The following is a 13,416-nucleotide window of genomic DNA, read 5'->3' as shown; positions in this document are numbered from 1 at the left end:
TTGCTTCGATCATCCAATTCATGTGCCGCCCGTTCCATCCGTGCGGCGTAAGCAGTCCATACGAGCGCGGGCGATTCATCCCGGTATCGCCGCCCGATGTATTACTTGCTCATTCGCGCCTTCATTTGGAGCAGCACGGTTACGGCCTCAGCTCGTGATGCTGCAGCTTGAGGATCAAATTTGTTTCCGCCTTTACCATCGATGATGCCCATTCTCTTCAATGCCGCCGCTGCGCCTTTTGCCCATGCGGGTATGTCCTTGTCATCCGCGAAGCCGGCTGCGGCATTCGTTTCGACCGCGAGGTTGAGCGCTCTCGCGACCATCATCGCCATCTCTGCGCGCGTAATCTCGGCATTCGGACGGAACGTGCCGTCCTCTCTGCCTGTAATGATACCCGCTCCTGCCGCTTGCGCGACTGCTTTCCGAGCCCATGCTCCGATCTCCGCTGCATCCGTAAACGTCAGTTTGGCTCCATTGTCCTGCAGCTGCAATGCGTTCATCAGCATCACCGCAAATTCGGCACGCGTCACGATACGATTCGGCTTGAATGTTCCGTCCGCGAAGCCTGCCCTCGCCTGCCGCTTGCTTGATATTCGCCTCGGCCCAGTGTCCCGAGATATCGCTGAAGGTTATGACGGGCTTCGTCGGAGCTTCAACTGATCCGGTTCCTGCTTGGCGTACTGGGCTTACTGGGAATACTGAAAACTTTGCCAAATGATCGACTTCTACAGTGATGTGATTGCCGTCGATCTTGCCGCCGACGACTTCCACCCACTCCTGCTTCCCTTCGTCATAATAGAACACGGCTGCCGTTTGATTGCTCTTCAGGCTTGCCGGGTCGAAGGCCATGGAGAGTGTCACCGGTTTGCTGAAATTTTCCGGGAAATTCTTCGCAACCTCATATACCTGGCTTGCCGGAACGTCCGTCTTCGTTAGCAGCTTCTGCGTATCCGCTATTTTAGCTATCGTTATCCTTAGTTCTTTATCCGTTGCATCGGCCGGAATCGCAATCATGATGGCGTCTCCCAAACTAACCTTGCCCGCTTGACCCGGAGGAAGCGTTAATGCGCCATTGATGGCAGGAACGTTGTTATCGCTTGGAGGAATGAAACCACCGCCATTGTTGTTACTGCCCGCTCCGGCGCGGGTCACTGTAATCATGTAGGTCGTAGTCGTCGAGTCGTCCTCTGCCTTCACAACCACCGTGATCGTATTCGGCCCAACGCTAAGCGGTATCGCAGCGCTCGGCTTACCGTCGGTGATCGACGTGCCTGCTCCTCCATCCACTGCAACGGCCACGCTTGCCGTGTCGTCGGACGCCGTTGGCGTGACCGTGGTGCTCGTCACGCTATTCGCTGCAGAAGCCGTATACGATATGGTTCCGCTGTTAAAGGCTGGATCCAGCGTCACGTCACTTACCGTCAGCGAGCTCAGCGTCGCATTGCTGCTTGGCGCACGCGTGACGGTGATCGTGTACGTCTGCTGCTGCGTCCCGTCTTCCGCAGTCACGAGTACCGTAATCGTGTTCGCGTCCACGCTCAAATTCACAGCTCCGCTGGCCGAGCCGCTCGTTACGTCTGTACCGTTCACCTTCACCGTTGCGGTAGTGTCCGCCACCGTCGGCGTAACCGTCACATTCTCCACCGCGTACCCAACACTCGCCGTATAGCTGGTTACCTCGCTCGCGAACACCGGATCCAACGTCCCGCTCGACAACGTCAAATTGCTCAGGTCGGCATTACTGCTAAGGTCGATATTGCCGCTTGGCGCACGCGTGACGGTGATCGTGTACGTCTTCTTCGTCGCACCGTCTTCCGCAGTCACGAGTACCGTGATCACGTTCGCGCCCACGCTCAAGTTCACAGCTCCGCCGGGCAAGCCGCTCGCCACGTCTATGCCGTTCACCTTCACCGTTGCGGTAGTGTCCGCTACCGTCGGCGTAACCGTCACATTCTCCACCGCGTACCCAACACTCGCCGTATAGCTGGTTACCTCGCTCGCGAACACCGGATCCAACGTGCCGCTCGATAACGTCAAATTGCTCAGGTCGGCATTACTGCTAAGGTCGATATTGCTGCTTGGCTCACGCGTGACGGTGATCGTGTACGTCTTCTTCGTCGCACCGTCTTCCGCAGTCACGAGTACCGTAACCGTGTTCGCACCAACGTTCAAGTTCACAGTTCCGCTGGGTGAACTGCCCGTCATGTCTATGCCGTTCACCTTCACCGTCGCGGTAGTGTCCGCCACCGTCGGCGTAACCGTCACATTCTCCACCGCGTACCCAACACTCGCCGTATAGCTGGTTACCTCGCTCGCGAACACCGGATCCAACGTCCCGCTCGACAACGTCAAATTGCTTAAATCCGCATTCGTGCTCATCCACTTCGCATACAGCGTTACATCAGACGTCATCTGCGTCGTGAACAAGAACGCTTGCGTCAGCTCGCGGTCGCTGTACCAGCCCTCGAACTTGTAACCGTTCTTCGTCGGTATAGAGGGCGCAGCGGCCGTGCCATTATACTTGACCGTCTGGCTCGCGACCGCCGAGCCTCCGTTACTGTCGAAGCTCGCCGCCACGGAAATCATGGCTTGCAAATCCGGATATCCGTTGTTAAGCGATGGATCGATCACCCATACATTATTGAAATCCCACTGATGGTCAATATCTTCTTCGTATGTGCTTCTATCCTTCATCGCTGCAGTTAATTTGCCAGTACCGAAGGCCGATGCGGATTGTCCTGTCGATTCCATGTCGTAAAAGCTGTTGTCGTTCGATCCTCTCGTCCATCGGCCGCTCAAGCCGCCTACATACGAATTTCCGCCTACGCTTCCTGAAGCGTAGCTGTTGCCGATCGATCCTCCGTCTTGAATGCCAATCAGGCCGCCTACTTGAGAATTACCGCTCACGCTTCCTGAAGCATAGCTGTTGTTGATCGATCCGGAATATTGTTGTCCGGCCAAGCCGCCCGTAGCAATCGCACCTCCGCTCACACGCCCTGAGGCATAGCTGCCGTTAATCGTTCCCGAATTCACTCCCACCAAGCCGCCTGTATGATAATGGCTGCCGGTCACATTCACCGAAGCAGCGCTGTCGTTGATCGTGCCATCCAACCAGCCAGTCAAGCCGCCTATATCGTCCACTCCGGTCACATTCCCGGTAACGATGCAGTTGTTGACCGTTACGCTCGACAATTCGCCAGCCAGGCCGCCTACGTAATCGTTTCCGGTCACGTTGACATGATCCAGCCTGACATTCGTCATCGAACTGGGACTGTACGTAGAACCGCCGATAGTGCTGAATAGCCCCGCATGATCGCCACCGCTAATCGTAAGTCCCGTTATTCGGAATCCATTACCATCCAAATGCCCTTCAAATCTTCCCATCGGTATGTTTGTCGATCCGATCGGAGTCCAGTTTCCATGGCTGCTCAAATCAATATCGGCGATCTGCTTGAAATAATATCGCCTGTCTACATACCTGCTGCTGCCCAGCCTTGCTAGCTGATCCGCATTTCCCACGAGGTAAGGACTGTCGATCGTGCCGTTCCCTCCCGAGAAATCACTTTCCGCTGCAGCTGCTCTGCCACTCCCGATAACGTCTCCAGCTACGCCGAACATCGTCATGATGGATGAGACCAGCATCAGAAGCATGACTTTACGGCCTGATTTACGCATTCTTCCTTCTCCTTTCGATTGCTGAGCGTCAAGAACGGCATGACGGATACAAACAACAAGTCACGTATTATTCTAATGGACGATTCCGGCTCCTTCCGTCTCATTTTCATCTCGATTTTGTCTCATGCGACTTCTCCAATGGGTACGGGAGTAGAGGAGTTCAACAGCGGATTGTTGAATAGGTAGGAAGCATCATGACGTTCTGGGCGTAGGAATCGATATCGGAATCGAGGGATAACGTGATGGGAACACTCGGCGAGGCCCTTTCTGTTGAGCGAGCTCGTCTGTTCGTGGGAAGGGATGCAGAGCTCGGCTTGATGCACGAATGGTTAACATTGAAGGATCCCCCCACCGAGATCTATTTCCTTTCGGGCATGGGCGGCATCGGGAAATCCGCTCTGATGCTCCAATTTCTGAACATGGCGCAACAGGAGAAGGTGCGCTCGATTTGGCTGGACGGCCGGGTATGCACGGATACGCCTGGTGGATTTTTGGAATCGCTGCACGCCTTTCTCATCCATCATCCGCTTGTACAAGCCTCGCCGAACGAATCTATTTCGGCGATCATGGCCGAAATGACCCGGCAGAAAATGCTGCTGTGCATCGATAACTATGAATACATGCACCCAATAGAAGGCTGGTTCAGGGAAGTGTTCCTGCCCGAGTTGTCCGCGAACGGGCTGCTTGTCGTTCTGGCATCCAGACAAGACCTGTCCTTCAATTGGATGAAGGACATGGCATGGCAGAACAGAATCCGGCATATTCGGCTTGAACCGCTCGCGCGAAGAGAGGCAGAGCGCTATTTTACGCTAAGGGGATTGAGACAAGGAAGCGTGGTGGAGCGGCTTCTCGGCGATTCGCAAGGGCTGCCGCTGGCCATGGCGCTATTCGTTGAACGGCTGAATTTCCCGATACGGGATTCGGCAGCCCCTGCTTTGCCAGTCTCCATGCGGGTTAGCGCGGAGATGCTGCGTGAAGTCGCCACGTCCGAATTGAAAGAAGCCCTGGAACTGCTCTGTATTCTGCCGCATGCGGATTCGAAGTGGCTGGGGCGGCTTCTTGAAGCCCCCTTGACCGTGGTGGAGCTTGAACGGCTCACTCAATTCTCCTTTATTCGTCCCACGGCGGGAGGTCTTGCCCTTCATGACGTGGCGCGCAGCTTCCTGATCGAGGACTTTCTGCAGCGTGAACCTGAACGTTATCAGATCCGGAGAAGAAGCATGATGGAAGGATTGGCGAAAGAACTCAAGCAGGCGGCGGGGCAAGAACAAAAGCGGATTGCTTCGGTCATGCTGTCGGCGTGTCGGGATCTCTTCCTGCTGGATTCCGTCTCCATCTTCGCTGCCAATGTGGATTTCTTGCAGATGCAGCCTTATCGCGGCAGCGATCTGCCTCACTTGCATCGCATTATTGCGGAGGATATCGCACACTCCATCTCTGCCGAGCTGGATCATGCGCTGCTTGACGCGCTTGCGGAGCAGTTTCCGGAGAGCGTTCGCGTCTTTCGCTCCGCGGAAGGGATTCCGTTGTCATTTACTGCGGGGATCCTGCTATGTAAGGAGACCATTCTCTTCTTGGAGCGCTTCCTGCCAGGCGTGCTGGACGATGTTTTCCCCCAAGAGATCAAGCATCTGCGGCAATTGCCTCTCGAGCAATCCGATACCTATTACCAGCTGCTCACGGGCGTCTCTACCCGAGCAAGCGATCATTCCTTTCACGAATTGGTGGGAACGATCGTTTCGGACATGATCATTCATTGCACTGCAGCGCTTCGTTTCGTCATCGTAACTGCCTATGAGCAGACCAATGAGCTGCTTCGGAATCTCGGTTTTCGATCAAGACCGCTATCTAGCAGGACGGAGGAACAGCCCCTCTTCGACGCGCTCGTTCATGAGCGAGATTTGCGCGGGTCGGATGTCGGCGATTTGCTGCTCGGCCTGATTGCCAATCCTATTGACGGCGGCAAAGCGGATCCGTCCATTGCGCTTACGGAAAAAGAGATCTTGACCGCACTGACGCTGTCCGGCCATCCGGCTGCCTTGGAACAAACCGTTCTGGCACGCAAGCTATCATGCGGCGGACTCGATCTGCAGCAGAAGCTTCAACGTATTCTCTCCGCTCATCCCCCTTATCCGTTTACCGAGAGAGATCAAGCCATAGTGAAGGTTCTCGCTGAAGCTCCGCCCCTAACCGCGGAGATCGCAGCCGAGCAGCTGCACGTAAGCCGAGCCACGTATTATCGTTCTCGGAGAGAGGCGATTCAGAAGCTTAGGGAGTTTCTGGCGGGCGTGGTTTTATAGGCTGTATAGGCTGGGGGGGGGGCCTCCCCCCCACCCTGCTATTTAGCGGCTTTGCGTATTTTTCGGAAGTTTCGAATTTGCTTCAGGTTATATTTCAGAAAAATGCCGGGCACAAATTTGTACAGGAATGTGAGCGCACCGACATAGCCCGGGAAGGCGACAACCTTCTTTTTACGAGCCACCCCCTGCAAAATCTTGTCTGCCGCAGCCTTGACATCGACCATCTTGACGGGGATAAGCGAAGCCACATCCGCAGGGTCCGCGTTCGCCGTCTGCATCTCGGTGAGCATTCCGGTCTTGATATAGCCGGGGCAAATAACCGTTACATCGATGCCCAGATCCTTCGCTTCCGCGCGAAGCGTCTCCGACATGCCGACGATCCCGAACTTCGAAGTCACATAAGGCGCGTTGTTCGGTCCCGGGGCAAGTCCGAAGCCGGACGCCATGTTCACAATATGTCCGAAGCCCTGCTTGATCATGATCGGATACACATAATGAATCCCGTGAAGCTCCCCCAATAAATTGACGTCAATGACCCGCTTCCATTGTTCCAGGGACAAATCGCGGATTTCGCCGACAATGGCCAACCCCGCATTATTGAAAAGAACATCAATTCTCCCGTATTTCCCCACTGTATATTCCATAAGCTGCCGCACGGAAGAAGCATCGGTAACATCCACCCTGACGGGCTCCATATTGGCCCCTATCCCGGGATTCCCGGCTTTGGCCGCTTCCGCGCCGCCGATATCGATATCGGCAAGCACCACCTTCGCGCCAAGCTCTGCCAGCCGGCTGCACAAAGCATAGCCTACGCCCGCCGCGCCGCCGGTCACAACGCATATTTTTCCGTTGAAATTCTGCACGTCTCAACCTCCCGCATTCTCGATACAAAAAGAGCCTTCTCTTCCCTATACGCGGATGAAGATGAAGGCCTCAATATGGTATGTTGTATTCATCCAGAAACTTGTCCGCAAAGTCCAACTGGATCCGATCTGGCGATTTTATACATTTATTATAGAGAAACTTGCGCTCATTGTCATTAGTCTATTCAATATGTTGACCCTACACATTCAGCATGTACCGTAAACGAAAGCTCAGAAAAATAGCAAGCTCTCTTTGTTTAAGACTGCTTGTCCCTACGCTCAAAATGATAATGAAGCCGGTACTCCGCAATTTGCCTCGTCCATTCATGTACGAGGGCCTGATGCTCATTCTCTACGCGCAACTGGACCTCGAATTGCTCACCGTCAAACGCAATACGCCCCTTTGAGCTGCCGCTCCATTTCGTCATTGGCATTTTGGCGATGAGCTTGCTCACTTTCTCCGCATTGTAATTCCACAGTCCGCGAGTCTCCCCATCCGAGAAATCGATTCGTTTCCGATATTCCTTGCTGGTTAGATAGTCGTGGAAGAAGGCTGCCGTTTCCGAAGGACGAATGGGAGTTAACCATTCTTCAATGCCCCGATCCAGCATAGCCAAGAGCACTACCATCTTGTAGCTCTTCCGCATATCCGTACGCTCGGCTTCTTGGAGCCACCACTCGCAGCTTGTAAAAGCTTCCACCTCGAACTCATTCAGCTCTTCGGCCCAATGCAAAAAGCCGACGTAAGACAAGAATTCTTGCCGATAAGCTTTACTCTCTTCCCTGCCGTTCAAATGCAGCTCAAGATAGCTGGGCCTTCTGCCCAATTCCCGCTTCAAATCAAAATAGGCGCTTCGGAGCTTCTCACGGCGTGGCTGCCTCTTCCTCGCAAGCTCCTCGAGCAGATAAATAACGCCTACTTCCAATTCCAACAGGCATGTATCGGGTACGATTGGAAGAATCGGTTGTCTGCTACCCTTCTCCTCTTCATTGCGATCTTGAAAAAGACTCAGCTTCACGTCCGCATTACGATAGTTGCCGATCAGATCGATCACATGACAAGTCGATTTTGTATCATGCAGACGAAGCCCGCGGCCGACTTGCTGCGTAAACACCGTAAGCGATTCAGTTGGCCGAACGAACAGAAGCGTATCGACTGCAGGAATATCAACACCCTCGTTGAACAAATCCACCGTAAAAATAACTTGTAACGAGCCGTCCGCCAGACGCTGAATAGCTTCGTCTCTTGTCAGCTCTTTGGTCCGAGAATGCAAGCTAACAGCTGCAATACGTTGTCGTTTAAAGTAGTCCGCCAGAAAGTCAGCCTGCGTGATGGAAGAACAAAACGCGATCGTTCGTGTCTGACGATGCTTGTCCCAGGCGGCGTAGATCTTAGCCGCAGTAGACTCCTGCAACTGGACGGCCAGCAATTCTTCTTCATCATACCTATTCCCCAACCATGTAATTTGACCATAGTCAGTATCATCGTAGATGCCGTAGTACTGGAACGGACTTAACCATCCTCGTTTGATTGCCTCCAGAAAATTCACTTGGTAAGCAACGTTGCCATCGCAGATCGCATAGACATCCTTACCATCCATCCGATCTGGCGTTGCCGTAATGCCCAGCAGGAATCGTGGACGAAAACAGTTTAATATCGCCTGATAGGATTGTGCTGCAGCATGATGGAATTCGTCGATAACGATTAAGTCGAAGGCATCCGCCGCGAATCTTTCGCGATGCTTTTTCATGCCGAGCGTATAAATAGACGCGAAGATAGAGGAGGGGTCAGTTTCCTTCTCGGTCCCGTTATATAGACCCACGGAGCGTTCGGGCATAACATGTTGAAAGGTACGGGCAGCCTGCGTCAAAATTTCCTCACGATGGGCGACAAACAACACGCGATTGAACTGACGCGCGAAGAAGCCGGCCAGATAGGTCTTGCCAAGTCCGGTGGCCATCACGACCATTGCCCGATCGTAGCCCTCTTCTCGTGTCTGCACTAAAGCTTCTAATGCCTGCTCCTGTGCCTTTCGCGGCTGTAAATCGTTTGCAGCGTCAGGCTTGTCTAGCGCCTTCTCCCTCGCTGGTTTACTCGGCAGCATAAGCTCGGTTTCTTCCATCTCTGTAATCGAACGGACGAGCTCGGGATACTTGCGACGATTCTCACGATACTCGTCCTCATATATCGCGAGGGTAACGTCGTTAAGCGATTCCGTGTTTTCATGATTAAACTGATGCATAAACTTGTCCAGTGCCATTTGAAAGGTATAGGGCTCGAGCTGTGCGTTGACCGCCAGATTCCATTCAATTCCCATGCGGAATGCCGATTGCGACAGGTTGGATGAACCGACGATAAATAAGCCCTGCCCATTCTCATAATCAAACAGATAGGCTTTCGGATGAAACGATGTCCCTCGGCTGCGCCAAAGCCGAACCTCAATGGCGGGGTGAATACGGATTAGCGCCCGAAGCGCCTCCGGCTGAGTGACGAACAGATAATCGCCTGCTAATAACTTTACTTCGGCTCCTCTTAACGCCGCCTCTTTCAAATGCGGCGCCAGCAGCCTGACACCGGACTCCATTACAAATGAAGTCAGGATATAGATACCCGAGGCCCGTTGTATCCCCGGAATAAGTTCTTCTACTAAATTCTCGGTAATCAGCTTAATGTCAGGCATCGTGAACCTCAATCAGATAGATGCGTTCCTTGAAGCCGCCCCGCTTCTCAGCCTTATGCTTACGGACCTCTTCCAGCTTAGCCGGTGTAATGCCGTGTGATTCTGAGAGTGCGTGGAGTAACTCCAGAACATCCGCCAGCTCTTCAATGGCCTCGTCATCCGTGCGCGCGCTTAAGTACTCGTTTGTTTCTTCTTTCAACTTGGCTCGAAGCTCTGCCCGATACTCCTCTTCTTCAAGAGTACGTACAGACATTGTTTGCCCGTTATTGCTGATAATCTCCGGAATACGATCACGGACAAGTTTATTGTAGATTGGCATGGTCTCAGCTCCTAGTCGATTTCGCTAATTAATTTAACATGAAAGCATTTCAACAAACTTCACATCGGCTGGAGCGAACTCATACTCAACGAGTTGGGCACGGCCGACCCAAGTATAATCATCATGATCAATCAGTTTTATCTCGCCGCTCAGAAACTTAGCCTTATACGCGACAAGCCGAATATGTACGTCGCCATAGAAATGATCATTTTCGCCGCAAAATGCGTAGGGTTCGATCGCAATATTCATCTCTTCCAGCAGTTCTCTACGGAGACAATCCTCCGCCGTCTCATCGACCTCAATCTTGCCTCCAGGGAATTCCCACAGCCCTCCCTGCGACTTGCCTTCCTTCCGCCTTGCGATCAGAATCATTCCCTGCTCGTTCTCGATGATCGCTGCCGCTACTGGTATCATCATTCATCACATCCTATACAATTACCTTATTTGCTGCAGGGACAAGCGCCGGTGGCATATCTTCCTTCAAGCGCCATACGAAACTCATTGGCTTACTACCTTCATGCTTGACATATTCTGCTTCACCTAGAAACACGAAAGGAGACGTATAGTTGTTGTCGTCTTTATATTCGCGCACAAACAAAGCAATTCTGCTGTTTCTTTGCCGGTGATGGATATAACGTTGAGCCGTGTTTGTCTCCTCGCTAATTCGGCTTTGCGTCTGCCAATGGAACAGACGCTCATTAATTGCGAAATCCTCATATAGCGTAGAGGGCGAGAAGTCTTTGTCCGACTTGTTCAAAGTAATGAAGAAGATATCGGTCTTCTTGTCATCGAAATACTTCACGCCTTCACGAAATGCCGGTGCTTTCTCTGCATTCCAGTAACCAAATGCCGCCAGAATCTGATCCATCGAGTACTTGCAATGAACGTCCAACGGACAAGCATAGGGGAAAGAATTCCGCTTGTCTACAAAATCAATATGAGCATCATTATACTTCATAATCTGGAGCACTTCGTCCCGGAATTCCGGACAAGAAACAGCCGACTGTATACCTGCCTCGATTCCCTCAAAACCTTGTTTCATCGGTTCTGCACGATAAAACGTGTAATAGAACAGATGAAGCATAAGCAGTTCTTCTTCTGAGCTCGGCTTTTGCCCATGCTCAAGATAGGAAATAAGGAATCTTAAGAGCCGGCGCGAGTTCAGTCCAAGCAAAGCTGGAATTCGTTTCGTCAAGTATTCACCGTTTTCAAACGCGAACGGAGCGACCAACTCCGCCTCAACCATCAACCCATAGAAAGTGCGGTTCCCAGTCCGACCACCGTAGAATTCCTGCAGACTTAGACCATGATGCTGGACAAAATTCTCCAACGTCAACGTGAGTCCCGTGTCCCCTTCAAAATATTTCATTTTGCCAATTAAACTTCTGCGATTTACTGTCGCTTGCTTCAGACTCCTTAAAATATACGCCTTCGACTGCTTCTCAAGCTGGATGAAGCTGCCGCGAGGCAAGCTAGAGAAACCATTCTCCACATAGTGTTGAATCGAGTGCTTGGTCTTTCCGATCAACGCCCGAAATTTATCGGAGAAATTGTACGCTTGATGGGCTTGGCCAATAAAATCAAGAACAGTCAAGCATTCCTTGCCTTCTGCCAAACGCAAGCCCCTGCCTAATTGCTGCAGAAAGACAGTTAAGCTTTCGGTTGGCCGAAGGAAAAGGATCGTATTGACCTCAGGTATGTCTACCCCTTCATTATAGAGATCAACGACGAAGATCATCCGGATTTCCCCGGCAATCAATCTTTGCTTAGCCTGGTCGCGTGCTTGATCATTCGAATTGCCATGCAGTGCTATTGACGAAATTCCCGCTTCATTAAACACCTTGGCCATATAATCCGCATGATCGACGCCAACGCAGAAACCGAGTCCTTTGACCGCTTCCATATCGGTAGCATACTTTCGCATGCTGTTCAGAATTTGCGTTACACGAATCTTGTTGCTCGAATAGAGGTTCTCGAGCTCTCTCAAATCATAGCCACGACGAGACCACTTCACTTGAGACAAGTCGACGCTATCCGTCACGCCAAAATAATGAAAGGGACAAAGCAGCTTTCGGTCAATGGCGTCCGTTAATCGAATCTCGGCAGCAATCGTATGGTCGAAATAGCTCAGAATATCCTTGCCATCCATCCGCTCCGGCGTAGCCGTTAATCCAAGCAAGATCCGAGGTCTATAATGCGAAAGCAGCTCCTGATACGAAGGTGCTGCGGCATGATGGAACTCGTCGACGATGATGAAATCGTAGAATTCTTGCGTCGTGATTTGAGCTAACTTCAACGAGTTGAAGCTTTGAATGCTAATAAAGAGACGGTCGATGGAACCCGCTCGATCCCCACCGACATGAAGCTCGCCAAAGTTCAAATCCTTCATAATAAAACGAAACGTGTCCCGGCTTTGCTTCAGTATCTCTTCACGATGAGCGACGAATAAGAGTCTTGCATTCGGATTCTTTTGAGCGTAGCGTTTATAGTCAAAAGCCGAAATAACCGTCTTGCCCACGCCAGTTGCGGCAACTACGAGATTGCGGTGTTTGCCATACAACGTTCTTTGGGCTTCTAGCTTCTCCAGAACCTCTTTCTGATAGTCATAGGGCTGGATATCGAAATTGAAGTGCAGGTCCGATTGTTCCTGATGCTTTTTTCGACCAAGCGCTTCCTTCAATTGCAATTGATGCTCTTCGTTCTCTACTGTAAAGATTTTAAATTCCCGATCATTCCAATAACTCTCGAAGGTCGCCTCGATCTTCTTCAGGACATCGTAAGCGTCTTTCTCCGTAACCTTGATATTCCACTCCAAGCCACTTGTTAAGGCAGGGTTAGATAAATTCGAAGATCCCACATAGGCCGTTGTGAATCCTGTGTCACGCTTAAACATATAGGCCTTGGCGTGCAAACGAGTACGGTCGGTATCATAAGATATCCGGATCTCCGTATTCCTCAGCCGGCTCAGCTCCGCGGCTGCCTTGTAATCGGTCGCTTCCATATAGGTGGTCGTAATAACGCGAAGCTGCCCACCGTTCTCAGTGAAGTGCTCCAGCTGCTCCATAAGAATACGAAGCCCGCTCCACTTAATGAAGGAGACAAGCAGATCAATGCGATTGGAGGTTGCAATCTCATGCTGCAGCTCGCTCATCATATTCGGCTCGGAATGCGCGCCCGTGAATAAGGAGCTTTGAGACAATGGCGTAGCCGGCCTTACTACCTTGTCATTCTTAATTCCTCTGATATGGTTGATTTTCGAATAGACGAAGGTGAGAACTTCGCCTTGCTCGTCGAGCTTCCAATTATCTAGCTCGTCGTCATCCAGGTTATTTCTTAAGGTCGCTATAATTTCATTACACGCTCGTACTTGAGCCAGAACGGCCTCATCATCGTCTGCCAGCTCTCGTACCATTTTCAAAGCTCTTCGGGTTACTGTAGATATATAGGTCGAAAGGAGCTTCCTTGCCTCTTCCGGATCCAATGCCTCTTTGCCAATCTGAAACAAGGAAGGGTCTACAGCAGCAAGCTGATCCTTCGTTAGTTTGTTAATCAATTGTTCGTATAAGCCGAGCTTCACG

General features: G+C 51.7%; 7 protein-coding genes and 1 pseudogene. 1 reads left to right on the top strand and 7 read right to left on the bottom strand.

All coding sequences use genetic code 11. The features are described 5' to 3' along the window. Positions 1-101 precede the first annotated feature (101 nt). A complete protein-coding gene (locus tag GXP70_RS30240; protein ID WP_225442829.1) occupies positions 102-593 on the bottom strand; it encodes an S-layer homology domain-containing protein in 492 nt (163 codons plus the stop codon). A gap of 610 nt (positions 594-1,203) precedes the next feature. Next, positions 1,204-3,261 (bottom strand): annotated as a pseudogene (locus tag GXP70_RS29710) (cadherin-like beta sandwich domain-containing protein); the annotation flags it as partial. Positions 3,262-3,917: 656 nt separating this feature from the next. Here GXP70_RS29710 and GXP70_RS04875 point away from each other — a divergent pair. Beyond that, the gene (locus GXP70_RS04875; RefSeq protein WP_162355432.1) at positions 3,918-5,975 is read left to right on the top strand and encodes an ATP-binding protein; all 2,058 of its coding nucleotides are present in this window, start codon (positions 3,918-3,920) and stop codon (positions 5,973-5,975) included. Between the two features lie 38 nt (positions 5,976-6,013). Here GXP70_RS04875 and GXP70_RS04870 read toward each other — a convergent pair whose 3' ends face one another. The 5 genes from GXP70_RS04870 to GXP70_RS04850 form a co-directional block, all read right to left on the bottom strand. After that, positions 6,014-6,838 (bottom strand): SDR family NAD(P)-dependent oxidoreductase, encoded by an 825-nt coding sequence (locus tag GXP70_RS04870; RefSeq protein ID WP_162355431.1) that lies wholly within the window; start codon positions 6,836-6,838, stop codon positions 6,014-6,016. A 257-nt stretch (positions 6,839-7,095) separates the two neighbouring features. Beyond that, on the bottom strand, positions 7,096-9,519 hold the full coding sequence (locus GXP70_RS04865) for a DEAD/DEAH box helicase family protein (RefSeq protein WP_162355430.1): 2,424 nt from the start codon (positions 9,517-9,519) through the stop codon (positions 7,096-7,098). Beyond that, entirely contained in the window at positions 9,512-9,838 is a 327-nt protein-coding gene (locus GXP70_RS04860) for a nucleoside triphosphate pyrophosphohydrolase (protein ID WP_162355429.1), read from the bottom strand. Before GXP70_RS04860 ends, GXP70_RS04865 begins: the two co-directional genes overlap by 8 nt. A gap of 33 nt (positions 9,839-9,871) precedes the next feature. Then, positions 9,872-10,255 (bottom strand): (deoxy)nucleoside triphosphate pyrophosphohydrolase, encoded by a 384-nt coding sequence (locus GXP70_RS04855; protein ID WP_318652408.1) that lies wholly within the window; start codon positions 10,253-10,255, stop codon positions 9,872-9,874. Between the two features lie 10 nt (positions 10,256-10,265). Beyond that, positions 10,266-13,415, bottom strand: a complete 3,150-nt coding sequence (locus GXP70_RS04850) for a DEAD/DEAH box helicase (RefSeq protein WP_162355428.1) — start codon at positions 13,413-13,415, stop codon at positions 10,266-10,268. Position 13,416 lies beyond the last annotated feature (1 nt).

The organism is Paenibacillus lycopersici (genome assembly GCF_010119935.1).
GTDB classification, from domain to species: Bacteria; Bacillota; Bacilli; order Paenibacillales; family Paenibacillaceae; genus Paenibacillus_Z; species Paenibacillus_Z lycopersici.
Note: the sequence above shows the minus strand (reverse complement) of the source record. Positions and strands in the feature narration are given on the sequence as shown.

Coding starts and splice junctions, on each gene's coding strand:
- GXP70_RS04860 (WP_162355429.1), bottom strand. CDS start 9,838: ATGCCAATCTACAATAAACTTGTCCGTGATCGTATTCCGGAGATTATC.
- GXP70_RS04875 (WP_162355432.1), top strand. CDS start 3,918: ATGGGAACACTCGGCGAGGCCCTTTCTGTTGAGCGAGCTCGTCTGTTC.
- GXP70_RS04855 (WP_318652408.1), bottom strand. CDS start 10,255: ATGATGATACCAGTAGCGGCAGCGATCATCGAGAACGAGCAGGGAATG.
- GXP70_RS04865 (WP_162355430.1), bottom strand. CDS start 9,519: ATGCCTGACATTAAGCTGATTACCGAGAATTTAGTAGAAGAACTTATT.